Origin of the sequence: Microcystis aeruginosa NIES-843 (genome assembly GCF_000010625.1) — a bacterium.
Taxonomy (GTDB): domain Bacteria; phylum Cyanobacteriota; class Cyanobacteriia; order Cyanobacteriales; family Microcystaceae; genus Microcystis; species Microcystis aeruginosa.
Genome location: NC_010296.1, coordinates 2,882,885 through 2,907,916, shown reverse-complemented (window position 1 = coordinate 2,907,916; position 25,032 = coordinate 2,882,885). Strand labels below are relative to the sequence as shown.

Annotated in this window: 22 protein-coding genes; 15 read left to right on the top strand and 7 right to left on the bottom strand. The window is 43.6% G+C overall.

All coding sequences use genetic code 11. From position 1 onward, the window contains the following. Nucleotides 1-219: 219 nt before the first annotated feature. The 3 genes from MAE_RS13810 to MAE_RS13800 are packed head-to-tail and all read left to right on the top strand — an operon-like array spanning nucleotide 220 to nucleotide 1,658. Nucleotides 220-612, top strand: coding sequence for a Mo-dependent nitrogenase C-terminal domain-containing protein (locus MAE_RS13810; RefSeq protein WP_002798006.1), 393 nt, complete (start codon nucleotides 220-222; stop codon nucleotides 610-612). A 30-nt stretch (nucleotides 613-642) separates the two neighbouring features. Then, nucleotides 643-1,401, top strand: a complete 759-nt coding sequence (locus tag MAE_RS13805; protein ID WP_012266137.1) for a hypothetical protein — start codon at nucleotides 643-645, stop codon at nucleotides 1,399-1,401. A 5-nt stretch (nucleotides 1,402-1,406) separates the two neighbouring features. Continuing rightward, complete coding sequence (locus MAE_RS13800; RefSeq protein ID WP_012266136.1) at nucleotides 1,407-1,658, top strand: hypothetical protein; 252 nt, start codon at nucleotides 1,407-1,409, stop codon at nucleotides 1,656-1,658. Between the two features lie 42 nt (nucleotides 1,659-1,700). On the opposite strand, the gene MAE_RS13795 is transcribed toward MAE_RS13800, so the two are convergent. The 3 genes from MAE_RS13795 to MAE_RS34105 all read right to left on the bottom strand — a co-directional run bounded on the left by MAE_RS13795 (nucleotide 1,701) and on the right by MAE_RS34105 (nucleotide 4,533). Beyond that, nucleotides 1,701-2,108 (bottom strand): hypothetical protein, encoded by a 408-nt coding sequence (locus tag MAE_RS13795; protein ID WP_002798003.1) that lies wholly within the window; start codon nucleotides 2,106-2,108, stop codon nucleotides 1,701-1,703. Further along, nucleotides 2,108-4,054 (bottom strand): AAA family ATPase, encoded by a 1,947-nt coding sequence (locus MAE_RS13790; protein WP_012266135.1) that lies wholly within the window; start codon nucleotides 4,052-4,054, stop codon nucleotides 2,108-2,110. The genes MAE_RS13795 and MAE_RS13790 overlap by 1 nt, the downstream gene beginning before the upstream one ends. 308 nt (nucleotides 4,055-4,362) lie before the next feature. Further along, nucleotides 4,363-4,533, bottom strand: a complete 171-nt coding sequence (locus MAE_RS34105; RefSeq protein WP_002798000.1) for a hypothetical protein — start codon at nucleotides 4,531-4,533, stop codon at nucleotides 4,363-4,365. 322 nt (nucleotides 4,534-4,855) lie between these two features. On the opposite strand from MAE_RS34105, the gene MAE_RS13785 reads away from it, so the two are divergent. The 6 genes from MAE_RS13785 (at nucleotide 4,856) to MAE_RS13760 (ending at nucleotide 11,162) form a co-directional block, all read left to right on the top strand. Then, complete coding sequence (locus MAE_RS13785; protein WP_041804121.1) at nucleotides 4,856-5,557, top strand: 16S rRNA (uracil(1498)-N(3))-methyltransferase; 702 nt, start codon at nucleotides 4,856-4,858, stop codon at nucleotides 5,555-5,557. 442 nt (nucleotides 5,558-5,999) lie between these two features. Then, nucleotides 6,000-6,629, top strand: a complete 630-nt coding sequence (locus tag MAE_RS13780; protein ID WP_012266133.1) for a DUF6391 domain-containing protein — start codon at nucleotides 6,000-6,002, stop codon at nucleotides 6,627-6,629. Between the two features lie 78 nt (nucleotides 6,630-6,707). Beyond that, nucleotides 6,708-6,941, top strand: a complete 234-nt coding sequence (locus tag MAE_RS13775) for a photosystem I reaction center subunit IV (protein WP_002797997.1) — start codon at nucleotides 6,708-6,710, stop codon at nucleotides 6,939-6,941. A 528-nt stretch (nucleotides 6,942-7,469) separates the two neighbouring features. Further along, nucleotides 7,470-8,858 carry an aspartate aminotransferase family protein gene (locus MAE_RS13770; RefSeq protein ID WP_012266131.1) on the top strand — a complete coding sequence of 463 codons (1,389 nt, stop codon included), beginning with the start codon at nucleotides 7,470-7,472 and terminating at the stop codon, nucleotides 8,856-8,858. A gap of 5 nt (nucleotides 8,859-8,863) precedes the next feature. Then, nucleotides 8,864-9,961 carry a sulfotransferase family protein gene (locus MAE_RS13765; protein WP_012266130.1) on the top strand — a complete coding sequence of 366 codons (1,098 nt, stop codon included), beginning with the start codon at nucleotides 8,864-8,866 and terminating at the stop codon, nucleotides 9,959-9,961. 205 nt (nucleotides 9,962-10,166) lie between these two features. Further along, nucleotides 10,167-11,162: a lysylphosphatidylglycerol synthase transmembrane domain-containing protein gene (locus MAE_RS13760; RefSeq protein WP_041804119.1), complete on the top strand. Its 996-nt coding sequence runs from the start codon at nucleotides 10,167-10,169 to the stop codon at nucleotides 11,160-11,162. A 313-nt stretch (nucleotides 11,163-11,475) separates the two neighbouring features. Here the strand turns inward: MAE_RS13760 and kaiC are convergent, their stop codons facing one another. The 3 genes from kaiC to MAE_RS13745 form a co-directional block, all read right to left on the bottom strand. Continuing rightward, nucleotides 11,476-13,038, bottom strand: a complete 1,563-nt coding sequence (gene kaiC, locus MAE_RS13755; RefSeq protein WP_012266128.1) for a circadian clock protein KaiC — start codon at nucleotides 13,036-13,038, stop codon at nucleotides 11,476-11,478. 193 nt (nucleotides 13,039-13,231) lie between these two features. Next, the gene (gene kaiB / locus MAE_RS13750; protein WP_002733742.1) at nucleotides 13,232-13,546 is read right to left on the bottom strand and encodes a circadian clock protein KaiB; all 315 of its coding nucleotides are present in this window, start codon (nucleotides 13,544-13,546) and stop codon (nucleotides 13,232-13,234) included. Between the two features lie 56 nt (nucleotides 13,547-13,602). Next, nucleotides 13,603-14,532 (bottom strand): circadian clock protein KaiA, encoded by a 930-nt coding sequence (locus tag MAE_RS13745; RefSeq protein ID WP_041804118.1) that lies wholly within the window; start codon nucleotides 14,530-14,532, stop codon nucleotides 13,603-13,605. Nucleotides 14,533-15,029: 497 nt separating this feature from the next. On the opposite strand from MAE_RS13745, the gene MAE_RS13740 reads away from it, so the two are divergent. From MAE_RS13740 to MAE_RS13715, 6 genes are all read left to right on the top strand, one after another. Then, nucleotides 15,030-17,417: an ATP-binding response regulator gene (locus MAE_RS13740; RefSeq protein WP_012266126.1), complete on the top strand. Its 2,388-nt coding sequence runs from the start codon at nucleotides 15,030-15,032 to the stop codon at nucleotides 17,415-17,417. A 488-nt stretch (nucleotides 17,418-17,905) separates the two neighbouring features. Further along, nucleotides 17,906-18,673, top strand: coding sequence for a PEP-CTERM sorting domain-containing protein (locus MAE_RS13735; RefSeq protein ID WP_148204752.1), 768 nt, complete (start codon nucleotides 17,906-17,908; stop codon nucleotides 18,671-18,673). A 1,332-nt stretch (nucleotides 18,674-20,005) separates the two neighbouring features. Continuing rightward, nucleotides 20,006-20,641: a FeoA family protein gene (locus MAE_RS13730; RefSeq protein WP_012266124.1), complete on the top strand. Its 636-nt coding sequence runs from the start codon at nucleotides 20,006-20,008 to the stop codon at nucleotides 20,639-20,641. A 41-nt stretch (nucleotides 20,642-20,682) separates the two neighbouring features. Further along, entirely contained in the window at nucleotides 20,683-23,007 is a 2,325-nt protein-coding gene (gene feoB, locus MAE_RS13725) for a Fe(2+) transporter permease subunit FeoB (protein ID WP_012266123.1), read from the top strand. A gap of 109 nt (nucleotides 23,008-23,116) precedes the next feature. After that, complete coding sequence (locus MAE_RS13720) at nucleotides 23,117-23,356, top strand: FeoC-like transcriptional regulator (protein WP_004160943.1); 240 nt, start codon at nucleotides 23,117-23,119, stop codon at nucleotides 23,354-23,356. A gap of 176 nt (nucleotides 23,357-23,532) precedes the next feature. Next, nucleotides 23,533-24,516 (top strand): methyltransferase domain-containing protein, encoded by a 984-nt coding sequence (locus MAE_RS13715; protein ID WP_012266122.1) that lies wholly within the window; start codon nucleotides 23,533-23,535, stop codon nucleotides 24,514-24,516. 304 nt (nucleotides 24,517-24,820) lie between these two features. Here the strand turns inward: MAE_RS13715 and MAE_RS35050 are convergent, their stop codons facing one another. Then, nucleotides 24,821-24,982, bottom strand: coding sequence for a hypothetical protein (locus MAE_RS35050; RefSeq protein ID WP_012266121.1), 162 nt, complete (start codon nucleotides 24,980-24,982; stop codon nucleotides 24,821-24,823). Nucleotides 24,983-25,032: the final 50 nt, after the last annotated feature.

The following is a 25,032-nucleotide window of genomic DNA, read 5'->3' as shown; positions in this document are numbered from 1 at the left end:
TATTGTCGTCTGTTGCCTATTAGCTTTCAGGTGATAACTCGGAGATGGAAAATTAGTACAAATGTTCAAGTTTCCTCGCCGCAGCCCCAGCGTTCCCGTGCAGTCTTAACGGGTAATTTTATCCCAGAGATGTTATCGTTAAAGCGGTCAAATGTCCGAACGTCCCAGAGGATTTTCGGGAAAGATTGTTCGCCCTGTCGTAATCTCAGATAGAACCTTATGAGTCAATCAATAGAAGGTAAAGCTATGGTCGATGCTGATGTATCGGATTATACCACAAATAAAATAATTTTGTCTAATTGGATCGCCCCTTGGTCGAAAGGCAATCGGAAAAACCCGTCACCGCAACCAAAATGGGATTTATGGCAACCCCTGCGGCAACGAATTGATCGCCTAGAGATTAATACACCTGCACTGGCTCATCGGATTTGTCGTCTAATTCCGGCTCAATGTCCCTTTGCTAGGAAAATTACCCTATTTAGCCGGACAATTCTAGAGATTCCGCCCCTTTGCAAGCTAAATCCCCTCTACGAAAACCTGATGATGTTAAGATTTCGCGCTCTTTCTTACCTAGCCGATGAATGTGGAGAGGATATCGGTGCTTACTGCTAAAATGGGAGAGTGTCTTTAATCGCCACACCTATGGCCATCATTGCCCTGAAAGCTTGGTATCTGGACAAATACGAACCTATCCGCGAGGTTGTCAAACGTCCCCACGACTTGCGCTTAAGTCGCAATAGTCTCCTAAAATCGGGTTTAAGAGCCGATTTTCTCGATGATAGTCTGACGATACAGGGTTCTGTCTGGTTCCAACGCTATCTAGAAGGGGAAAGGGTGGAATTTTACCTCGAAGGTAGTGGCGGTTACGTCATCTCGAATATTGACCTGATTTCCCAAGAAATTTACTTTACTAAACAGGACCTCAGCGCTTGGTTGGATCCCGTCATTTATTTTAGCTCCCAAAGCCAATTTAAGGACTCTAGCACCGCTTTAAGAACAATTTTGACCGAAACCGTCGAAAATCTCAATAAACGCTCCCGTTTGCCCTTAACCATCGAAGAAACGCCCCGAACTGAGGGCAATGTCACCAGATTGAGTGATAGTCAACTACGCAAAATTCGCAAAAGTTTATTATTTATTGCCGATGCTACGGCGATTAGCCAAAAGGAAACGGAATTACTGCCCAGTCCCCTAGTGGGTGTAGAATTAGGTTATGCGATCGCTTGTAAACAGGGCGGACAAATTCTGCTGACCTATCAAAATCGGGCGGAATTAAAGGGTAAACTGGCTTTTGACCTGCCAAGCTACCAAAAATTAATTTTCTCGGATCTTAGCGAATTGCGTCTCACTTTTCCGCCTTTAATGGCAACTTTATTACAAAAATTCAATCTGATTAGTTAAAAAAAATGAGTAGAAAAGCTGACGAGTACGCAGTACATTTGTTCTTAAGCAGTGGACATCGCGAGGAAGTCCGTTTTTTGACTATCCAAGAATTTCAAAAGTGGTACAGTAACGAATTAGTTCCGAAAGCCGATTCCCAAGATTTTATCAATGTTCCGATCAGAAATATCCAAGGGGAATATATGGTTTTACGTCCGGCTAGTATCGTTGCTATTCGGGTGGAACCCGTCTTTTTTGGCAGTGTGGAAAGAATGTAATTTGTCGTTATCGCTAAAAAAGATAGTTAGAGCCAGAGAATTTCAGAGATTATCGATAATTCTCTCAATATCAGCTTGGATTTGATTGCTGACTTTGCCTTGCCAGCGTTCTTTTAATTCCCTTAATCCCACTTCTGCGTATTGACAGATCTTATCTAAAACTTCTTTGCCATCGCTGGGTTGAGGATAGGAATTCTTTTTACAGATAATATAAATTCCTGCGGTTAAAGCTAAAATAACTTCTGGATCGATTTGGCTAATAGTAATTAAATCTTGTCGATTGCTCAGAGTGGTTCCGTAGATACTGAAGTCTTGTTTAATGGCAAAAGCAGCCGCGAATAAATAGGCATCTACCATGCGCTCAAAGGTTTTATTATCTTTTAGTACCTGTAGATAATTTCTGGAAGTTTCCGAGGCATAAATCTTCAAACTGGGATCGATTCTCTGCATTAGTAACTCTCCATTACTTCAATCACGGAAGCATCTTCATCGGCAGCCAAACGGTGTATTTTAAAAATATCAGTACTGTGGGGACGCAGCAGATGTAAAAGTGGATCGGGAAGATCGCGATCGGTGGCTAAAATAATTACTTGGGAGTTTAAATTAGGGAGAGAGTTAATAATATTTTTTTGATGTTCTTTGTCTAAATGGCCAAAAGGTGTATCCATAATTAGGGGAACACAAGTATCAGTTATTTGATTTAAACCGGTGATAAAAGCAAAAGCTAAAGCTTCCTTTTCTCCCGCACTTAAAACATCGGGATTTAATAATTTTCCTGTGATGGTACGGATTCCTAAAGTGTATTCGGGAGTGATTTCTACTCCTCTATATTCCTCCGGTTTGTTGGTTACTTGTAAATAGCGATCGCTGGTTACTTGATTAATCATTTTTTGGGAATTATCGATATGCCATTCGATTAATTCGTTAGTGGCATTTTTTAAACCTCTGGCCATTTTAACCTGATTAGATAACATCAGTGTGGTTTGATTTTCACTAGCTAAAATTTCCACTTCTTTGCGTAAATTTTCTAATTGCTTTTCTTTGATTTCAATTTCCTTTTGCAAGCGTTCGATCCTTTCTTGGATCATCTCAACATTTTTACCAGATTCGCCAACTTTTCGCCAAATCTGCCTCACCGAGTCTTGATCTATTCCCGTGTTTTCCTGTTTTAGCTGTCTAATATGTTGATTAATTTCTTCGATTTCTTCTTCTAAACGATCTCTTTGCAAAAGTAATTGACTATAATTGCTAAATTTAGCATTATCTCGCATAATTCCCTGTAAATCAATTCTAATTTGGTCTTTTTCTATTCTGGTGGCGTTGTCCACTTCTAAGGACTCTAGTTCGGCAATTTGTTGCAGGATAAAGTCCCGAGAATTTTTATCTAAACAACGACCACATAGACAGCTTTTATCGTCAAGTATTGCTTGTAAAATTGCTGTGGAATTAGTTTTATAAGTGCTTTTTAAGCTAGTAACTTGCAAATCATCGGCCATTTCCTGTACAAAGTTAATCAGCAAAGGTATCGAAGCTTTTTTTAACCAAGAATCGATAGACTTTTGCAGGTTATCTAACTGAGTTTGTAAACCGATACGCTTTTTCTCTAAGTTATGAATTTCCTCTAATTTTTCTCGTAAACTTTCAATATGAGCGGCTTTTTCTTGAGCATCTTGATGAATAATTATAGCATTTTTTTCCTCATCTTTAGCATTTTTAAGCTGACCTTTTTGAAGGTCAAGGTCTCCTTCTAATTCTCGCAATTGTTTTCTCTTATCTTTTAAAGCTTGACTGGTTCCCTCTGCTTTATTGAAACGGTTTTCTAATTCTTGTAAGGCTTTTTCTGTATCATCGCGCAGATTTCTTAATTCAGGGATACCCAAAACTTTTTCAATTGCTTCTTTTGCTTCTTTAGTTTGGGTTATCTGGGTATATTGTTCAATTTTTAAACCATCAAAACAGAAAAAATCTCGAATAGATTTAGGAAGCAATGCTTCGATATATTCCCTAGAGTTACTTCTCATGGTTCCATCTTCATAAAATAATGCTTCCTCTACGCTGGGATAAGAAGTGCTACCATTATCTTTTAATTTCGCTGTGCGACTGATAAAGTAATTTTTCTCGTTTCTAGTAAAATTTAATTCTACCCGCATTTCTTTTTCTTCTACTGATGAAGAATCATCCTTACCTCGATAAAAATAGGTTTTCAGAGTCTCTTTAGATACAATATCTACCCCATAGAGACACCATAAAATCGCCGTCATCAGAGAAGTTTTACCGTGACCATTATTACCGAAGATAATCTGAATTTTTCTGTCGGGATGCAGGTTAAAAGTAATATTTTGACTAGGGTAACATTTCCAATTAGTTAAGCGAATTTGTTTCAGTCTCAAAGTCATAAGAACTCTTGTAAAAATCAAAAATTTTGTGGTTGGTTAGGAGTCAGTAGCCAGTAGTCAGTAATCAGGAGAATTAAGAATGAATAATAATCAATTAAATGGTTTATTTAGAGATTTTATGCAACTTAATATTTATTTTTGTCGTTTTTAAACTAAGTGGGTGGGTGGAATTAAATATAAGATGAATGTAGTTTGGGTTGAAGCATGAAACCCAACTTCCGCTCATGTTACGCTACCGCTAACCCATCCTACAAATAATTGTGCCTCCCTACTTACAAAAAATAAATCATGCAAGAGAGCCATAAAATTTATGATTGTGAGGAGTCGGTATATTTTTCGATAAGTTTGACAATTTTAGGTGATAGCTGCCGATTTTTTAGAGTAATTTTTTCTACTTCTAAAGCCATGGCTTCCTTGAGCAGTTGGGGAGGTATCTCATATTTTTGTGCCAGTTCTTCAATTTTAGCAGTTATGTCCATGGATTTTCTGGGGGTTAGGGGTTAGGGAGTGGAGATTGTCAAGTCTTAATTCTTATTTGGCAAGAGATACCTTGATGAGGATAAATTTTATAACATATCTGAGTAGGTAAGGCCATAGTAAGTTATAGCCTTTGTCATAAACATGAAGTATAACCTAATTTGGTATTGACGACTGACTACCCAAAAGGAAAACTTCGTACTTCACCATTAAGATAACTGCTATAAGCTGATCTACTCTCAACCTTATACAAAAACACCATAAAAGCTAAAATAGATAGCTGACAGTGATTCTGAACACAATAGTAATATAGACTAAACCGCCTTGTATTATCGTCTTCTTCTTGATTTTAATACCCTAGAAAACGGGTTAATTGCCTTAACACCCGAACAAAGTCATTATCTTAAAAAAGTTGTTCGTTTAAAATCCCATGACCATTTTATTGCCCTAAATGGACAAGGACAAGCGTGGTTAGCAGAAATAATTGATAATTCGGCCCATCTTTTAGAAGCGATAAACGAAACCACCGAACTACCAGTACAAGTGAATTTAATGGTAGCAATTCCCAAAAATGGCTTTGATGATATCGTTCGCGCTGCCACCGAATTAGGAGTTTATCGGATTATTCCGCTGCTAACAGAACGCGGTTTAGTTAATCCTAGTCCTCAAAAAATTGACCGTTGGCGAAAAATTGCCCGGGAAGCTGTAGAACAATCAGAAAGACAGATTATTCCTATTATCGAAGAACCACAACCATTTTTAGCCATCCTTAACCGGGGAGTTAGCCCAGGGACAACTTGTTATATTGGTGTTACCCGTAGAACAGTGGACCCGCTACTTTCTCAATTGCAAACATCAACCGAGATAACCATGGCCATCGGACCGGAAGGGGGATGGACGGAGGCAGAAATAGAACAAGCGATCGCCGCTGATTTTCTACCTGTATCACTGGGAAAACGGATTTTGAGAACAATTACCGCTCCCTTAGTGGCTCTCGCTATCATTAACGCCTATTTAGACAGCTAATTGACTATAGTTTCTATGACCAAGACCAGCAATCGAGATAACTGGAATCATTTCGCTTCTTAACTAGGGTTTGCGGCAAAAAGTTTTTCGTGGGGGCAGGGTGTAGGGTGTAGGGTGTAGGGTGTAGGGTTTTACCGGTTTTCAGGTGGTCAATTACCCAATTTTCAGGGAAAAAGTCCCGGAATTTTCCCCCTGCTCACTCCCATGCCCGGCACTTTTGGATTTCAAAAAAGTCTAGAAGTCTTATCCAACAAGGTTTTTAGATTTATTCAGCAAACCTTACCTAAAGCAACAACTGGCAGTAGTTCTCCTATGGTCAGATTTTCCCTTTTTTGCCAAAATCACCATGGTCAATCCCCATTAAAGACACCTACTGGGACACCGCCTTGCCACTCTATAGCACCCTCATATTCCTCGAAAAAACTCCCCCTACCGCAACTTTATGACCCCTAGTAGCCCTTCTAACCCCTCTTTTGACTGGTTTAACCCCTCGCCCCAGCAAGACAGCGATTTACTGGCACAAATCGGCTTTATCCCCGGTTTCAAAGAATTTCTGACCCTGCGACAGGTTCACGCCTTGGAACACGCCACCGTCTGGGTATTAAGCGAAATGGCTGCCCGTCGTCAATCGCCTTTTGACCACTCCCCTGCGGATAACGAGGCCCTGGGGGGACTGTCCACCGATAGGGGTTTTTATCTCTACGGACAGATTAATACAAATGAACTGCGAATTGCGGCCAAACAGGCACTCCATCGTCTCAAAAATGGCGAGGGGCAATTGGCATTACATCCGCGTTGTGGCACCAATTTATCGGTAACTTTAGCCTTAACCGCTGGCTTAGTCTTAGGAACTCATCTTCTCTTACCCAGAGGTCCGATTTCTCAGTTATTAGGCTTAGGTTTAGCCACCGCCGCCGCTTTTCAAATCGGACCAGATGTGGGAATGTCGGCCCAAAAATACCTGACTACGGCTATTCCCTTTAACTTAACAATCGTTAACATTGCACCAAAGGCAGACCTATGGGGACGTTCGGGGCATTTTGTCCAAACAGAGTGGCAAGATTTGCAATAAAACTTAAAGTAAAAACCCTTTCGGCAAACTCGCTCTGATTGTAACCTGTTAACTAAACCCTAAAAAAAAACAACAGCTATGCCTGGAATCGAACGCGGAGCCAAAGTTAGAGTCAAACGGAAAGAGTCTTACTGGTACAACGATGTAGGAACCGTAGCCAGTGTTGATAAAAGTGGTATCCACTATCCCGTTATCGTCCGTTTTGATACTGTTAACTACCACGGTTTTAGTGGTAGCGCCAGTGGACTGAATACCAATAACTTCGCTGAAAGTGAATTGGAACTCGTTAAGGCTGCCCCCGCTAAGAAATAAAGCTGAGTAAAATTCGGCCTATCATCACCGACTGACTGACAGGAATTCTCTCTTGTTGGTCGGTTTTTTTATAGCTGTCAGCCTTGTATCAGTTATCAGTTATCAGTTATCAGTTATCAGTTATCAGTTATCAGTTATCAGTGATCAGTTCACTGTTTACTGATATTACATTTTGGGCGCACGCGATGCGCCTCTACCATATAAAAACTGACTAATAAATTATCTAAAAGTCGCTTTAACCTTTAGCCCACAAGAGCTAATTAGTTTATAGCAATTACCATAGTTGTGAGGTACAGAGTCTTAGGTTTTGAGGAGTCAGGATTCGGGATTCAGGAGTTAAGATTTTGGTGTACCTCATGAGATTGGGAAACGCTATAATTATCCTAGATAAGTTCTTAAATACTTGACAAAATATATTGAAATAATTTATTATATTAAATAACCAAAAAAATAATGATAATGTGCTATGGACATAATCGGTTTTGAGGTGTTTGAAAAATAGTTTTTCAGTAATCAAATCTGGAATTTATGAGCATTTTAGAACTGATAGAAAAAAGACTAGAAGAAAACTTTGCCCTCCACGAACAATACCTAAACCCCCAGATGGTCAGGGTACTAAAAACGATCGGCTACGATCGCCACTACGTTAAAGCCCAAGGTGCATACCTATTCGACAATCAGGGGGAAAAGTATCTGGACTTACTGAGTGGTTTTGGTGTTTTTGCCCTCGGACGCAATCACCCCAAGATCGTGCAAGCTTTACAAGAGGTATTGACGGCAGCATTGCCCAATTTAGTCCAATTGGATGCTTCCATCCTAGCGGGATTGCTGGCGGAACGGTTAGCAGCGATCGCACCTCCCGGATTAGAACGAGTTTTCTTTGCTAATTCCGGCACGGAAACCGTCGAGGCCGCCATTAAATTCAGCCGCTACGCCACTGGACGCAGCCAAATTGTTTACTGTCAGGGGGGCTACCACGGGTTAACCATGGGTTCCCTTTCCGCCACCGGCGATCCCCATTATCGTGAGGGATTTGGGCCTTTTGTCGCCGATTTTAAGGAAATTCCCTTCGGCGATCTAGCTGCGCTCGAAAAAGCTCTAATTAACCAAGACGTAGCGGCTTTTATTACCGAACCGATCCAAGGTCACGGGGTGAGAATTCCCGAACCGAACTATCTCCCCGCGGCGGCTGCCCTTTGTCGTCGTTACGGCACTCTTTTTGTGGCCGATGAAGTGCAGACTGGTTTGGGCCGGACTGGCAAAATTTGGGCAGTGGAACATTGGGGGGTAGAACCGGACATTTTATGTGTTGCCAAGGCTCTTTCGGGCGGTTTTGTGCCAGTGGGAGCGGTTCTCTGTCGTCGCTGGATCTTCGATCGAGTATTTGATCGCATGGATCGTTCTGTGGTGCACGGTAGCACTTTTGGTAAAAATAATCTGGCCATGGCCGCCGGTATTGCCACTTTACAGGTGATTGAGGAGGAAAAATTAGTCGAGCGATCGGCTGTAATCGGTCAACAAATTATCGCAGAACTACAGCCGCTCGTAGATCAGTACGAATGTTTGCAGGAAGTGCGGGGATTGGGTATGATGATGGCCTTGGAATTTGCCGAGCCGAGCAGTTGGTCACTAAAAGCCGCCTGGAAAATGCTAGAAACCGCCAATAAAGGGCTATTTTCCCAGTTAATCGTCGTTCCCCTCTTTACCCGCCATCAAATTCTCTCGCAGGTTTCCGGCCACGGCATGAATATCATCAAGTTTATCCCCCCCCTCACCCTCTCCGATGAGGATTGCCGTTGGCTTGTCACCGCCGTTAAAGATGTGGTGGCCGATGCTCACCGCTTCCCCGGAGCCGCTTGGGAATTCGGCAAAACCTTGGCCAGCCAAGCTATCCGCCAAAAAACCGCCCAAAAATAGTTAATATGTCCAGTTTGTTTCATCCCCTCTGCGGTAGTAACCTTAGCACTCTCCTTCGTTTGTTTTTGACCAATGGCGGCATCGATCGCCCCAATTTGGCCCCGGCAACCCTGGCAATGGCAGTTACCCTGGCGCGACTGCCTTTTTCTACCCTAGAACGAATTTTAATCACAGGGTTTTATGAGCGCGGCGTGCAGGTAAAAGCACCCATTTTTATTGTCGGCTATTGGCGCAGCGGCACGACCCATCTGCACAATTTACTCGGTCAATCGGAGCATTTTGGCTATATTTCGCCCCTAGCGGTGGGATTACCCTGGGATATCCTCGGTATCGTCCGTTTATTTCAACCGCTGCTAGAATTGGCCCTACCGAGCGATCGCCATGTGGATAACGTTGCCGTTACTCCCGATTCCCCCCAAGAAGATTCGATCGCCCTGGCCAGCATGATCCCCCTTTCCTACTACCATGGTTTATACTTTCCCCAACGTTTTCAGTATCATTTCCAGCGAGGGGTTTTTTTTCAGGGCTGCAGCGAGGGGGAAATCGCCACTTGGCAGCGTTGGCATACTCATCTATTAAAAAAAGTTTCCATCCATCAAAGAGGCAAACAATTACTCATCAAAAACCCCGTTTATACGGCACACATTGCCAAATTGCGAGCTATCTGGCCCGATGCTAAATTTATTCATATCTACCGCAATCCCTATCTAGTTTTTCCCTCAACTCGTCACTTTTTTACCCGCATCCTACCGGAACTAGCACTACAATCCTACGATAATTTATCCACGGATGAAATCGAGCAGGTAATTCTGAAAAGTTATCCCCCAATGATCAATTCTCTCCTGCGAGATAGTGCCGATTTACCCGCCGATAGTTTTGTAGAAATTCGTTTTGAAGATTTAGAAAAAACCCCCCTAGAACAAATCGAAAAAATTTACGGTCAACTGCAACTTCCCGACTTAAAAATAGCTATGCCTCGCTTTGAGAAATATATTGCCAGTCTGCAAGGATATAAAAAAAATAATTATCCCCCAGATGCCAAAGCGATCGAGTTAGTCGAATCTCATTGGCTCCCATTTATTCAACGTTGGAACTATTTTTAGTTATCAGTTATCAGTTATCAGTTATAATTCATAATTCCCCATCTCCCCACTACCCCACTTCCCCACTTCCCGCTCTCCTAGACCTTTTAAACAGGATTTAGTAAGTACCTAAGCAAAATTAATTACACCTATCTAACTACTTCTTGCCTATTGCCTATTGCCTATTGCCTATCCTAACCAAGAAATTAATTTGGCACGACTACTTATGAAATATCTTAAATTTATCTTTCTGGGTTTAGGTTTTGTTTTACTAGGGGTAATTTTACGCCAAACAAATCTGCAAGAAGTTTGGCAACAAATCACCCTAGTCGGTTGGTGGGGAATGACATTAGTAATTATTTTTTATTTCCTAGAATTTCTCACCGATGTTTTTACTTGGCAACTAACTTTTAAAAGTATTCCTATCCAACCTCGATGGACAATTCGCCTATTATTAATTTACATGGTAGGGGCCGCCTTTAATCGCGTGACTCCCTTCGCTTCTTTGGGAGGAGAAGGTTTTAAAGCAGTGATGTTGAAAACTCACTATCAGATTAGCTATAAAGAAACCAGTGCCTCGATTATTTTGACCAAGACATTAAATACTGCTTCCCTTGTCTTCTTTGCAATTATCGGTTTTTTTCTGCTCCTAGCTTCCCCAAAATTCTCCAATTCTTTTAAAACTTTTACTGGATTAAGTCTCGCTATATTCTCCAGTTGTATCCTGATATTTTTCTTGATTCAGCGATTCCGTTTATCCTCCAGAATAGTTAATCGATTAGGTCATTCTTTTTTAGGCGATCGCCTAGCTAAACCTTTAGAAAATCTTCGCAGTGTCGATGATCGTTTAGGGGAATTTTACCGGAATCTGCCACTATTTAGAAATGGCTTGATCGTCGGTTTTCTCAATTGGCCCCTCGGAGTTTTAGAAATCTATGTTTTAATGGAGTTTCTCCAACATCCGATCAGTTTTGCCGATGCTTGGTTATTTGATTCCGTTGCCCAATTGGTGCGCGCTGGAACCTTTTTTATTCCCGCTAATATCGGTACTTTAGAAGGTTCTTTAGTGCTGCTGGGTGCTTCTTTAACCGGTAGTCTAGAATTAGGTTTAGCGATTTCTGTAATTCGCCGGGTTAAAGATATTCTCTGGATTATATTAGGTTTATTGATCTGGTGGTTATTTTCCCTAAGACCGACTTTACCCGATCGCTCTTCAAAATAATCTCAATCATATTAAATCCGTTGAGTATAGGTTACATATCAGGATAGGCACTCATGCAAGAGTCAAAAGGCAAAAGGGGCAATAGATAATCAGTCTTTGATAACCGGATTTAGTATCAGTCAACTTCTTGCATAATTAATGTTTCAGGGGTCAAAAACGGCAAAAATAAGGATTAAATTACCTAAAATCTGTAAATAGACCCTTTAATTGATTATTATTCATTCTTAATTCTCCTGACTACTGACTACTGGCTACTGACTCCTAACCCTAACAACAATTTTTGATTGTTACAAGAGGTCTAGTCAACTCCCGATTATTCATCCTGTAATTTTTCGCGTACATTGCGAACAATCCGCGATAATTCAGTCTTTTCATCGACGCTAATTTTAGTCGGGGAACCACTAATAATCCGCTCGTAATTGCGGAAAGAATCCTTGATATCGGCCCCGTCCTGACTGATAGTATATTCACGAATCCCTTTATCGTGCCAAGAACCGCGCATCTTAAAGACGTTAATCGCTCGCGACATTTCGCCGCGAATTTCCACATACTGCAACATTAAAATCGTGTCGGTAATCGTAGAAATATGGGATTCGGTGATCGAGTGCGCTCCCATAAATTGGTCGGTGGTATTGGTGAAAAATCCCGTAATTTCCTCCTGTTTGGCGTATCCTGTCACCCCGATCACAAATTGCCGAAAAGCATTATTTGTCACCCCGCGCGCGAGCGCCGATAGAGAATCGATGGCAATACGGGAGGGTTTAAATTCCGAGATTTCCGACTTAATCATCTGTAAATGGTCTTCTAATCCCGCCGATTCCGGGTAAGAACACAATAATTTTAATAATCCCTTGCGTTCCATCTCCTCAAAATCGATCCCCCAAGAAGAAGCATTTCGGGACAATTGGGCGCGAGATTCTTCATAAGCGAACAAAATCGCCCGCTCACCGCGCCGACAGCCTTCTTCCAGAAATTTACTGACTAAGAGAGTTTTACCCGTACCTGTTGCTCCTGTAGCCAAAATAATCGAATCCTTGAAAAAACCGCCCCCACACATATCATCGAGGGTTTTTACTCCCGAAGAAATGCGGACATTAGAGGAGCGCTGAGTTAAACGCATCGCACCGAGGGGGAAGATATTAATGCCATCATTGGTGATAGTAAAGGGATATTCCCCCTTCATGTGGGTTGTTCCCCGTAATTTGAGGATTTCCGCCGTTCTGCGTCGCCTTTCTCCCTCTAGGACGTTCCGCATAATTACCACATTATCAGAGACAAATTCCTCTACACCAAAACGGGCCACCGCTCCGTATTCTTCGATACGTTCCGTGGTCATAATTGAAGTCACTCCTAATAATTTTAACCGGGCCACGAGCCGAAAAATTTCCCGCCGCACCACTGACACCGCTTCGTACTGCTGAAAAACAGCAGTTACAGAGTCAATTGATACCAGTTTTGCTTTATATTTGGTAATTGCGTATTGAATGCGCTCGATCAGGGCCGAAAGATCAAAACTACCCACCACCTCTTGACCTTCCGGATCCGGAGAAGCATCGAGAATAAATAACTTACCCTGGTCAATTAATTCTTCTAAATCCCAACCAAAACTATAGGCATTTTGGATAATATCGGTGGGAGATTCTTCAAAAGTAACAAACAGTCCCGGATAGTCAAAATACTTGATCCCGTGGTAGAGAAATTGCACAGCAAGCAGGGTTTTTCCCGTGCCAGAAGTGCCACTAACTAAGGTAGTTCGCCCCATGGGTAAACCACCGTGAGTGATCTCATCAAAACCTTCAATTAGGGTTCTAATTTTGCGAACACCTTTCGGTTTAATCGGTGGATTCAATTGGCTATTAGAGTTAGATTGAGTCATTATTTATCCAGCGAATATTTAAAGAGTAGGATTTTTATCTAATTTTTCCACAGAAACATATCAGGCCTGACTAGATACTTTATACCATCTTGATGTCCCTTGACTCTTGACTTTCCCATAAACGTACTAGATTACGCCCCGATCATTTCTCCTTCAATAAATATAACCCGTCTAATCACCTATTGCCGAAGGCCTAGCTATCATTTTCTCGTTCACGAATTTCCTCGTACAGTAAGTCTAAACCGATCAGAACCTTCTCTCGATCGGACAAATCACCGATAATTTTCCGCACCGGGGGAGGGAGGACTTTCGCGAGGGTAGGAGTAGCGAGAATCTTGTCTTCCTCCGCTAGTTGCGGGTTTTTCAGCACGTCAATCACCTTGAGCGCATAAACTCCCTGAAATTCCTCTTCTAGGATATTTTTCAGGGTTTTCAAGGCGCGCACGGAGTTGGGGGTGTTCCCAGCGACGTACAGTTTTAAAACATAGGTTTTTTTAAAGACGCTCATAGGTTAAGATCAAAGGGGCTGGGGATATGAGTTCATTGTTATTTATTGGGGATATTTTAGTCTATTCCCAATAATAAATCATAAGGGATATCCTCGCGAGGTATGGAACGACGGTACATTTCCCCCAAGTGAGCAAGGATATCAATGAGAGCGAGACGATAATCTAGGAGAATTTCCTCACTTCTGCCTTCTAATTTTAACTGTTGGGAAAATTCATCCATTAACTCCATGTGAATTTCCAGAATTTGCGACACTGAGAGATCGGTAAAAAAGACATTATTAACCAACTCATCGATCGCTTGATTAATCGGATAATCCTGTTGGAAGTAATTTAAAATAATCTCCCGATAATCTGCTCTTACTTCCCGTAGTAATTCTTTTTTTTCCTCCGGGGCAAGATTGCGATAGAATAGCTGCGGGTTGCGTTTGTAGTAAACACCTAAATAGCCGAGTCTTTCTTTTAATTTTTCCGCTAAACGGCGCTGTTGTAGGAGGAGAAAACTGTGATTATTTTCCACGGGATTTGGTTGGTTAACAATCGTGGTAGGTTCGGAAAAAGAGCAATTAGGAGCTAAATGGAGAAATCGAGCGATCGCTTGGTCGATGACCGAGGTGATGCTGTCTAATTCGTTGACGGTGATTTGTAATTCGGCACTATGATAGAGACAGGTGGGAGAGTCATTCGTCTTGGCAGTGATGTTCTTGTCAGCGACAATGATCACTACTGGCAGTAAAATCCCCCCTTCGTAGAGTTGATTAAAAGTCGGCTGTAGGGAAGGATGAAAGACCACCAGCAAACAATCGATTTTTTCCTTCTGTGCCTCGATATTAGCCAGTAATTCGCTAGAAGACGACCCTAGGGTCAGATGATAGCGTTCATTAGCCAATAAAGCCGTCAAAGAATTAACCAGCCCCGGAGGTGAACTCACTCCCGTCAAGGGTGGGTCCGTTGGGACAAAAGCATAAATAGTCAGTCTCGGAGGCAACGTTTTCTCACCCGCAAGGTAGATAGAAAATAACAAACTATAGGTTAGGCTTTCTCTGTTGAGAAGACAACCCCCTCGCCATCAGATCGGGGAAGTTAAAGTTAACTTTGCTTTTTGGCAGTGGGTATTGTAGTTAATTGTAATCAATGGGGAGGCCGTCTAGATGAGCGAGCGTCATAATCAAGGTAGATTCAAGTTCTAGGACTACTAATAGTTTGGCCATCAGTTTGTTAATTAGGGCTGGCTGAATAAATCTAAAAACCTTGTTGGATAATACTTTTAGACCTTTTTGAAATCCAAAAGTGCCGGGGATGGGAGTGAGCAGGGGGAAAATTCCGGGACTTTTGCCCTGAAAATTAGGTAATTGACCACCTGAAAATCGGTAAAACCCTATACCCTACACCCTACACCCTACACCCTGCCCCCACCGAAAAACTTTTTGCCGCAAACCCTAATTATGCCCTAAAGTTACCGCCACCGCCCACCCAATTATCCCCATGCCTAGCGTTACCCTCAGCCTCGATCACTTTAATCAATCCGTCACTGCCTGTGAATTAATTATTGACCGGGCCAGTCTTTGCGATTTAATTAATACGGGCAATCCAGAAGCGATCGTGGTGGTGGATGAGCGGTATTGTCCCCTAGGACTGATTGAGAGTCAAACCCTGATTGCTTACCTCCTCTATCAACAACAGCACCCCGACACCAAAAACCCCTCCTCCAGCTGCCTGGATCTGAGCGGTTGGCTGCGTCCGATTATCCCTCTTAACGCTCGCATGGCCGTAAGTGAGTTTCTGGCAACCCTGACGGGAGAAGCGCTCGCCTTAGTCCCCATTTTAGTGGATGCTCAGGGCAAACTGTTAGGACGCTTAGACACGGGCAAACTTCTCCAATTTTGTCTCGGGCGCTCGATTCTCGATGATCCTCCCCCGCAGCCCCGCATCAGCGATCGCAATCCCCCCCCCCGCAGCGATCGTCCTCTGGAATTTCTGGAACAATTACCGCTGCCGCTGCTGCTCTACAGTCCAGAAGCGGGAATTTTATACCAAAATCAGGCTTGGTGTCAACAAATCGGGGCGGCTTTCCCCGCTAATATCGATAAATCTCCCTTTGCTTTGGTTAATGACCCCTTAACCCTCCCATCCCCCACCCCCCCCCTGTTTCCCCAGCGTCTAGAAACGGTGACATCGGGTTTAGCCAAGACTTGGCGACTGTTGTCCGTGCCGTTAAATTGGGCGGATAATTATCCCTTGATCGAGAAAACTTCGGGACTGTGGTTACTGTTGGCCACCGATATCACGGAACAACAGCAATATTGTCAGGAATTAGCGGTTAAAAATGCCGATTTAGTCCATTTAAATCGTCTTAAGGATGAATTTCTCGCCTGTGTCAGCCATGAGTTTAAATCGCCCCTCACCGCCGTGATCGGTCTCTCCAATCTGCTGCGGGAACAAAAAATCGGTGAACTTAACCCCCGACAGTCGAAATATGCCGATTTAATCTATCGCAGCGGTCGCCAGTTGATGGCTTTGGTCAATGATCTCCTCGATTTAACCCGCCTGGAGACAGGACAACTAAAATTAACTTTCACTAGAGTCAAAATCGATCGCCTCTGTCAACGGGTGTACGATATCATCGTCGATAAGTATCCCCAACGTCTCGATCTCCCCGGCAGCTATCGTCTTGACATTGAATCAGGGTTAGATTATGCCCTGGCCGATGAAGCCCGTTTACAACAGATGTTAGTGAATTTGTTAGATAATGCGGTTAAATTCACCATTGATGGCGGTAATTTCGGCATTAAAGTCAATCGTTGGGAAAATTGGCTGGCTTTTACCGTCTGGGATACGGGGATCGGTATTCCGGAAGAATCCCAGCATCTGATTTTTCAGAAATTCCAACAGCTAGAAAGTCCTTTCACCCGTCAATTTGAGGGTGCAGGTTTAGGTTTACTCCTCAGCCAAAAATTAGCGCGCTGTCACGGTGGCGATCTATCCTTTGTCTCCAAGGACCGGGAAGGGAGTCAATTCACTTTACTGCTGCCGGTTCATCCTCAAGGTGCCGAGCAGGAGTCCGCCACTCCCCAGCGTCTGGTGTTAGTGGTGGAAGCTAATCCCCAAGTGATCGAACAGTTTGTCGATCGCTTGAGTGAATTGGGATTAAAAGCCATTATCGCCCGTAGCGGCACTGAGGCGATCGAAAAAGCCCGTCAGTTAAAACCCCGTTGTGTTTTTCTCAATCCCAATCTACCCCTGTTGTCCGGTTGGGATGTGTTAACGCTGCTGAAATCCCATCCCCAAACCAAAGATATGAAAGTTATTGTCACCGCCGCTGATTCTGAGCGCAACCGCAGTCAACAGCAAGGGGCCGATAGTTTTCTGGTTCCGCCGATCACATCGGCAGCGCTGCAAGCTTGCCTGAATCTGACCGTTTCCCCCATTCCTAGCCGCAAACGGCGCACTGCTCCGACTCTGCTGCGTTTACACGGCCATTATGCCCCCAATTTCTCCGATTTATCTTCCTTTAGCTGGATTTGGAATAATCAATTAGTTCGGGAGAATTATCGTTTTATTGAGGCCGATAGTTGCGAACAGGCGGAACTTTTAGCTGGTGTCTGGGAGGTGGACGCTATCTTAATCGATAGTTCGATCGCAGAAGATTTATACTCTTATCTGCAAACCTTGAGCGAGTCGCAAACCCTCGCTAATTTACCCCTAGTCACCCTTGATGTGGCTGTCACCGAGGTGGCCAATCAAATCCCCGGTTTAGCCGTTTTTCCCTGTTTGGCCCCCCCGACGGAAAACCGCATCGAACAGCTATTAAAGGTAATCGAGACTGCTGATCTGGCTTTTTCTGGCCACTTGAGCGGCGATCGCGTCCTGTAGGGGCGAAGCATTCGGGCATAACCTATCGGTGAAACCGGAGATTTTCTATCAGAATGCTTCGCCCCTACTTTTTGCCGCAAACCCTAAATAGCTGAAAATTTGTCAAAACGTCGTGCTTTGCTTACCTCATAAGCGATTAAAGGTAACAAAACAAAGAATTAGATTCGGAGAATGAATCAGATCTAGGGAAGTGGGGAAGTGGGGAGAAACTCTTTTCAGTGATCTGTTGACAATAGACTTCTTGCATAAATCCGAAAACAAACGATAGAAACAATAATGGGAGGGACTTTCAGTTAATTATTTATTAGTAGTTGATAATCTTCAAAAATGTTGCTGTACAAGGATCGACTTAAGACTTTTGCAAGAGGTCTAATTTTTCAGTGATCTCTTGACAAATAGGCAATTCTGTGTTGACAAAGGAAAAATTTGCTGTTAGCATTGCGATAATAATTTATACATCCACTTTACCTCTGTGGGAGTCTATACAGATGACAAAATTACTCAGATTTACCATTCCTAGTGCCGTCGCCGCTCTTCTAGGCCTCGCCACTGCACCGGTCCAGGCAGCCGCCATAATAGAATATTTCGATGGCACCAACGTGGTTGGTGGGCCGATCACCTTAACACAACTTTTTAATTCGGGCGCTTACATCAAAATTGATGAGAACGGAGATGGCACCTTTGACAAGCTATTTGACGAATGGATAAATGGCAACGCGGGAATGAATATCATTCCATTAAATGTCTCGAATGCAGTCACCGTAACTGGTTTTGGGTCAACTTTATCTGCTGGTCTGCAATACGACGCAGGTGCTCCGGCTTTTTCTCAAAATTTTACCTCCTCTTTTGGGTATAATCTCACGGTTCTTCCCACAACGCTACGCCTGGCTGAGGCAAAATTAGAACTGCAAAACTCGACGGCAACGGGTGGTCTGATTAATTTGGTCCAAATCATGGATGACTTTAGCGAACCAACAGTCCCCACCAGCCTAACAGTTGTAGACTCGAACCTCGTTCCAGACGTCTTAACAGCATCGGCAGTCTTCCCAGGGCTTCCCGTTTCAACTTCAGTCAGCACTATGTTGAATGGGTCAGCTGTTATGGGTCCTGGCGGTCCGGGAATATCCGTCATTTCCCAGTTCAAACAAACCTTCACCCAAACCCAATTTGCTATTCCCGAACCGGGGACTGTTGTTGGGCTGCTGGCTGCTGGTGGCTTGGGTCTGGCGATGAAACGCCGACAAAAGGATAGCTAACCGAGCTTAACGTCAAGATAAGATGAGGGATGAGGAGAGGCATCGTAGCTTCTCGGTTTGAAACTCCGTCCTTTGGGGGCGGTTTTTAATTAGGGTATGCTGAACGAACCTGCGTCAGTCCCCACAGGAGAAACTTTTTCAGCCAACCCTAATTGGGGTTGGCTGAAAAAGTAGGGGCGAAACATTCCGATAGGAAATCTACGGTTTCAGCGATAGGTTAGCCAATGATAGTTAGTCAAGTTTTTAATTTCATTAGTCATTGTTTGGAGATACTGACAACGAATTATCCCATTTTTCAAAAGTAATGGCAGAGATGGTTAATTGCCCTCACCCCCTCCCCTCTAACGCTCTGGGACAGGGAAGGGGGTGAGGGAAACGAATAAAGAAAAATGGTATTACAGGCAGTTGTTGATATATTTGTAATAATTTAAGAGTCACTGATAATTGCTGATTGTCGATATTTCTGCAAATGTGAGATGCACCCTTTTTTAAGCTACAAGAAGACCCAGAGAATAGGGGGGCTAAAGTGTTGAAAGTATCGCCAATATTTAAAACTAAACTTTTTTCTGTCCGGTTATCCCATAAGAGTTAAGGATAAACACAAAGGCATAAAGAACACAAACAGAAAGACAGATTCGATTTACTTAGGGCTGGCTGAATAAATGTGAAATGTAGGCATGGTAAGGGTTTTGTGGCTTTTCTTGCGAAACAGGTGCAAGATTTTGAGAGAATCGTGCTTCAAAACCTGGCGTCTTCATCGGCCCGCGTCCTGTAGGGGCGAAGCATTCGGATAGAAAATCTACGGTTTCACCGATAGGTTATTGCCCGAATGCTTCGCCCCTACTTTTTCAGCAGACCACTAGGTAGGGTTTGCGGCAAAAAGTTTGTTGGTGGGGTTAGGAGTCGGTCGTCAGTAGCCGGTCGTCAGTAGCCGGTCGTTTCAGGCTTTGTTGCCCTCTCTTTTTGTACTAACTTATGTACTGAAAGGAGGATAATGCCAGGTTTTTGGGGGTCCCAATCCGATTTTCGCAGCACTAACATCGGATTTTAACAGGTCAAAAGCCTTATTTTCAAAGGGTTTTACCATTATTCAGCCGACCCTAAATAAATATTTTTCTTTTCTGTCTCCCCTTTTGGATTAGACTGGTAATTGAGAATAATTAGCATTTATTTCAGCGATCGCAAGTCTTAGACAGTTTCAAAACCGTTGACTGAGACTGACAGTAGTGCAGTTATCACCCTTTGGCTAATTCAGTAAACTCGATGAGCTATTAAGGAATTATTGTCACTCTTGAATGAAAGACCTTCTTTGCCTTTGGAGATAAGAAAAGCATGGACGATAAAATTAGACCTAATGAAGCAGAAAAACCAGAAAAATCGCCAAATAAAGCCCAATTTTCCCATTGGGGCGGTACAGAGGCAGCAGCAGAACGTACTAACACCATGGGTACTGAGCTAACAGCCACCTATCCCCTCGCACAAGTGGAAATGGGAAAAACCGTCTGGTTAGTGGGATTTCAGGGGACAGGAGGAATCAATCGACTCCTAGGTATGGGATTAAACCCCGGCATTCAATTACAGGTAATTAGCTCCCAAGGGAGGGGATCAGTTTTAATTGCCATTCAAGACAATCGTATCGGTATCGGGGCAGAAATGGCCGAAAAAATCCTCGTTAGTGACAGTCAACCAAAAAAACTGGAACCCAAAAAAGACCTACCTGAAGTAAGAACATTTCTGCGGGAGATACCCATAGGAAAAGCGGGTAAAGTTGTCGGTTATGACCGAGCATTGCGCGGATACAAAGGAAAATTGTTATCAATGGGATTAACTCCGGGGACAGAGTTTACCGTCATTCGCGTCGCACCTTTGGGGGATCCCGTCGAGATTCGAGTGCGGGGATTTCATCTCAGTCTGCGAAAACAGGAGGCAGACACTTTAATCGTCGAACAAATAGACCCAAAAAGCTAAATTTAATCATCTAAGCCTATTCGTCACTCAATATCCTAATTATGGTCAAACCGATTATCGCCTTAATTGGCAATCCTAACTGTGGCAAAACTACCCTTTTTAATGCTCTCACGGGGGCCAATCAACGCACTGGCAACTGGCCGGGAGTAACAGTCGATCGCAAAGAGGGAAGATTTCAAGTTAACGGGGAAGATATCACCCTTGTGGATTTACCCGGAGTCTATTCCCTTGATGTGGAAGAAGGGGAGACAGGAATGGATGAATTAGTCGCTAGGGACTATCTGCTGTCAGGAGAAGCGGATTTAGTGATTAATATCGTCGATGCTGCCAATTTAGAGCGCAATCTCTACCTTACTACCCAAATCATGGAGATGCGTTTACCGATGTTGATTGCCCTGAATATGATGGATGTGGCCAAAACTAGGGGTATTGTGGTTAATCCGCAACTCTTAAGCGATCGCATGGATGCAATTGTCGTGGCGATTAGTGCGGTTAAAGGGGAGGGAATCGGAGAATTAAAGCAAAAAATTGGGGAATTAGTTGGTAATATTAACCATACTGCCGCTTATGTGGCTTATCCTGCGGTAATTGAGGAAGCTCTTAACGAGATTATTGCCTACATTAACGACCATAGCAGTAAAAGGATTGTTGAGCCAAGATGGACTGCTTTAAATCTACTGCAATACGAGGATCGCATCGCCCCAGAATTGCGCTCCCAGGAACTATTAAGCATTATCGTCAAGCATAGACGACAAATACACCAAGTTTTAGGGGAAGACCTTGATATTTTAATTGCTGATACTCGTTATGGCTTTATTCAACAAGTTACCCAGGGAGCCACTCAACGGACTGGACAGATAAACGATACCATGTCCGATCGCCTTGATCGGATTGTTCTCGATCGCTGGTGGGGAATTCCGATATTTTTGGGCGTAATGTACCTAATGTTCTTGTTTACCATCAATGTTAGTGCTGCCTTTATCGATTTCTTCGATTTAACTGCCCAGACTATCTTTGTCGATGGTTTGTCCCAAGTTTTACAAACAATCCCTACCCCGGGTTGGCTAATTGCTCTGCTCGCTGATGGAGCGGGGGGAGGTGTGCAAACCGTCGCCACTTTTATCCCCGTAATTGGCTTTATGTTCCTCTTTTTGTCAATTTTAGAGGATTCCGGCTATATGGCCCGGGCAGCCTTCGTCATGGACCGATTGATGCGTTTGGTGGGATTGCCGGGTAAATCCTTTGTTCCCATGCTAGTGGGATTTGGTTGCAGTGTACCGGCAATTATGGCCACCAGGACCCTAGAAAATTCCCGCGATCGTTTAATGACGATTATGATGAACCCTTTTATGTCCTGTGGGGCCAGATTACCTGTTTATGCCCTATTTGCGGCGGCTTTTTTCCCCATAGGTGGTCAAAACATCGTTTTTGGTCTTTATATCTTAGGAATTCTCGCCGCTATTTTGACGGGATTGGTGATGAAAAAAACCCTACTCAAGGGAGAAGTCAGTCACTTTATTATGGAATTGCCTCCCTATCATCTACCGCGTCTAAAAGGGGTTTTAATTCGCACTTGGGAACGTCTGCAAGCGTTTTTGTGGAAAGCTGGACGAGTTATCGTTTTAATGGTGATGATTTTGGGACTACTCAACTCCGTCAGTTTTGATGGTTCTTTTGGTAATCAAGACAGCGAGCGATCGGTTTTAAGTGCTACCAGTAAAGCTGTAACTCCTATTTTCTCACCCATGGGACTAGAACCGGAAAATTGGCCGGCAACGGTGGGAATTTTTACGGGAGTTTTTGCCAAAGAAGCAATGGTAGGCACCTTAAACTCGATTTACAGCCAACTAGCAGGGGAAGATAACCCGAATAAGGGGGCAGCACAGGTAAAATTCGACTTTTGGCGGCAAATTCAGGAAGCTATTGCCACTATTCCCGCCAATTTAGCGCAATTACCCAATCAATTACTTGATCCCTTGGGTTTGAATATTGGTAATTTGCAAGATCAAAAAACGGCTGCCGAGAAGCAAGAAGTAGATTTAGGAATCTTTGGGGCAATGGCGAAAAGATTTGATGGTCAAGCGGGTGCTTTTGCCTATCTATTGTTTGTTCTGCTCTATTTTCCCTGTGTTTCGGCCACATCGGCAGTATATCGCGAAACTAATGCCGGTTGGACTGCTTTTATTGCCCTCTGGACCACAGGAATGGCCTATATTGTTGCCACTTCCTTCTATCAAATCGCCACTTTTTCTCGACATCCGGGATTTTCTCTCTTTTGGATAGTCTTGATGGGTTTAACCGTAGTCGGGGTTTTATTCACCTTAAAAAATCTCCGTCCCCGAAAAATCAACCGTCCGGCAATTTAAAAGTAGGGTGGGTTAGGCGACAAAAAGCTAGGCAACTAACAAATTATTTAGATTCGCCGTAACCCACCGCAATCAAGCAACTTTTCTCGATTTTTTTCGCTTATAAACCATGATTTTAATCGATATACAGGCTTATCTTGCCAAAAATCAGAAAGCATCTCTGTCTGACTTATCTACACACTTTCGGATGTCAGCGGATGCCTTAAGTCCTATGCTCGATCGCTTGCTGAAAAAAGGGCGAATTCGCCTGATTTCCCTAGAAAAATGCGGAGGATGCAGCCGTTGTTCCCCAGAATCTATGGTTTTTTACGAATGGATTGAAGGCAATTCCACAGGGACAAACAGATAAAAGTTCACCACTACAGAAGTGATCTCACCATTAAGATAACTGCTGTATTACCGGTCGCTTTCAACGGGGATAGTTAATTTCTGGCGAGGAACCAAAGTCACTCAACCGCAGAACCTCAAGGTTGTATAATTTTTAAGAGTTATTAAGCTTTGTATCAGTTTGCTCGGCAGCATTTAATGAATATACTTTTGGTGACATCATCTTTAGGTTTACTCCTAGCGATCGCTATCGTCGTCTATTTTGTTTCCTCTCGCAAGTACCAATCGTCGGACTCGGTGGCCAATTCCTACGACCAATGGACCGAAGACGGGATTTTAGAATATTATTGGGGCGAACACATCCATTTAGGTCACTACGGTTCCCCACCAGAAAAAAAAGACTTTCTACAGGCAAAAGCTGACTTTGTGGCGGAAATGGTCTCTTGGGGAGGTTTGGATAAACTACCCACCGGTGCAACTCTCCTCGATGTCGGTTGTGGTATTGGTGGCAGCAGTCGCATTCTCGCGCGCGACTACGGATTTACAGTTACCGGTGTCACCATTAGTCCCAAACAAGTGGCACGGGCCAAAGAACTAACACCCCCAGATTTAAATGCTCGCTTTTTGGTCGATGATGCCATGGCCCTTTCTTTTCCCGACGAGAGTTTTGATGTGGTCTGGTCAATTGAAGCCGGCCCCCATATGCCGGACAAAGCCGTTTTTGCTCGGGAATTACTGCGAGTTCTTAAGCCGGGGGGAGTCCTGGTGGTAGCGGACTGGAATCAGCGAGATGAACGTCAAAAACCGCTCAATTTCTGGGAAAGTCCTGTAATGCGCCAACTTTTGGATCAGTGGTCCCACCCCGCTTTTGCCAGTATCGAAGGTTTTGCCGAACAGTTAGCGGCCACGGGATTGGTAGATGGGGAAGTGGTGACTGCTGACTGGACAAAAGCCACTCTACCCTCTTGGATTGATACCATTTGGCAGGGGGTGATTCGTCCCCAAGGTTGGTGGCAATTTGGTCTAACTGGGTTGGTTAAATCCGTCCGAGAAGTGCCGACAATTCTGCTGATGCGTTTGGCCTTTGGCACGGGTTTATGTCGTTTTGGGATGTTCCGCGCTGTTCGCGCTAAATCCCATCTGCAAGCAAGTCAGCAAGAGTCTCTTACCTCAGTTATGTAAGTAGTCGTGCAAAATTAATTTCCTAGTCGAGACAGGAGACTCTGAGACAGGAGACTCCGAGACGGGAGACTCCGAGACGGGAGACAGCTATTAGGGATCGGATTTGAGTTTTCAGTTCACTGTTTCCTCACACCAGAAGTCTGACGGAGTAGTGGCTTAGATGTGTAATTAATTTTGCTTAGGTACTTAGCTGGTTATAATTAAATTGAAGATAAATTTTGGGTTCGATCCCCCCTGCCCCCCTTGATAAGGGGGGTATCTGATAATTTTTAACACCTACCTACTTAGGGCTGGCTGAATAAATCTAAAAACTTTGTTGGGTAAGACTTTTAGACCTTTTGTCAATCAAAAAGTACTGGATCTGGGAGTGATCGGGGGGAAATTTAGGCACTTTTTCCCTGAAAATTAGGTAATTGGCCACCTCAAAACTGGTAAAACCCCACACCCCACACCCCACACCCCACACCCTGCCCCCAGGAAAAACTTTTTCAGCAGACCCTAATTAATCTCTGAAAA